Source organism: Pseudomonas sp. AU11447 (assembly GCF_001672555.2).
Taxonomy (GTDB): Bacteria; Pseudomonadota; Gammaproteobacteria; order Pseudomonadales; family Pseudomonadaceae; genus Pseudomonas; species Pseudomonas nitroreducens.
Genome location: NZ_LZDG02000107.1, coordinates 1 through 1,647, shown reverse-complemented (window position 1 = coordinate 1,647; position 1,647 = coordinate 1). Strand labels below are relative to the sequence as shown.

Below are 1,647 nucleotides of genomic sequence, written 5' to 3'. Positions count from 1 at the left end.
TTGAGGCGCAGGAGGTCTGATGCTCAACGTCCTGCCGCTCAACACCAGGCCGCTCAATACGCTTTGGCGGCGCGCCGTCGAGCCGGGCGGCCCGGTGATCATCCTGCCCCCGGAACCCATCACCCCAGGCGTCATTCCACCAGGCTACGGCTATCGCTGGGACGTCTCGGTGACTATTGGCGGCGTGCAGGTCTCGGCCAGGCTCGCTCAGCGTATGGAGATCGACCGCGAGGAAGGTGCGGCCGGGGTCGCTACCTTCGCCCTGTTCTACCCGGACGGCACCGACGTGCCGCTGGGCCTGGACGGCGAAGAGGTGACCATCGACTTCATCAGCGAAACAGGCGGCGTCACCAAGCAGGAAAGGCGCTTCACCGGCTATGCCATCGAGCCGTCCTGGGACATCGCCAATCGGCTGATGACAATCACCTGCAGCGACCAGCTGCAGTACCGGGTCGAGAACATGACGGTCGAGCAGATCGACGCCCTGACTGAGGGCTGGTGGACGCCCGACATGTTCGAATCGCCTGACGGCCGTAGCCGTTGGGACTACGCCCAAGAGCGCCTGGAGAGTCGCCCGGTATCCATGGACGTCAGCCCGACCGGCGAGATTCGCGTCACCAGCTGGTACGCGACGGAACCCGCCGCCCGGTTTGGCCCCGGCAGCACGATCTACCAGAGCGCGTCGACCGAGCTGGCCAAGACACAGCAGGCGACCAACCGCGTCGAGCTGGAGATTGAGTACCGCTATTCGCGGTTGTGGCAGCGCGATGACGGCTATGCATGGTCGCACCCCGGCGCGGGCGGTCACGAAGGCATTCAGGGCTTCTGCACCTGGCGGCCGCAGAGTACCGACCTGCCAGACGTGTCGATGATCGAGCAGGCCACCGAGGGCGCCGGACTGACCCTGCTGCCGAATCCAAGCTACTTCAAGCTGCCTCCCAGCAGCGGCGACCCTTGCGGCAATGGCCAGGGCTGGCGGAACGACTTCCCCGACCTGCTGCTGGGCGCTAGCTGGACTGGCTCGCGCCGTTGGGTGCAGTCCGTGACGGAGAAGTACAGCCTTGTCATTGCTTGCCCAAAGGGCCTCGGTCCGACTGGTGGGCAGGTTGTCAGCCGGCAAAGCACTGGCTTTGAAGTGGAAGACAGCAAGACTGACGAGTGGGAAGGCAAGACCATCAGCGGTGCTTCGCAGGGGGTCCAGGACCTGCGTGACGACGCCAGGCGCGATGCCGTGCTGGAGTGCTCGATTCGCCGGGCCGTCACCACAGTCGTTGGCGGCCAGCGCGGAACCACCATCAGTTGGCAGGTGCCGACGTCATTGGCCCTAGGCCTTGATCTGATCCACACCCTGGAGCTTACCGACCAGGCCGAGGGCACTGGCAAGGTGCGGCGGATCGTGGATGAGTACGACTTCGACGCAGGGTCAGCGGTAACCACCCTCAGCATCGCGATGATGCGCGGCGGCGGTGAGTCAGACCCGCTGACGGTCCCGGCCAAGCCGGTGGTCGACGCCGCGCCGACCCACATCGGGCATCCGGGCCTGCCTACTCAGTTGGGCATGCGCAACGAAAGCCCGATCTACGACGACGACCTGGACGGCTTCGCGGGCAACTACGACAACCGCGACGACGACATCAACCCCAACCT

At 65.5% G+C, this 1,647-nt stretch carries 1 protein-coding gene; it reads left to right on the top strand.

Going from position 1 to position 1,647, the window contains the following annotated elements:
• Window positions 1–19: 19 nt before the first annotated feature.
• Window positions 20–1,647, top strand: a 1,628-nt coding sequence (locus A6723_RS31020) for a hypothetical protein (RefSeq protein ID WP_065348226.1), incomplete at its 3' end; no start/stop codon positions are given.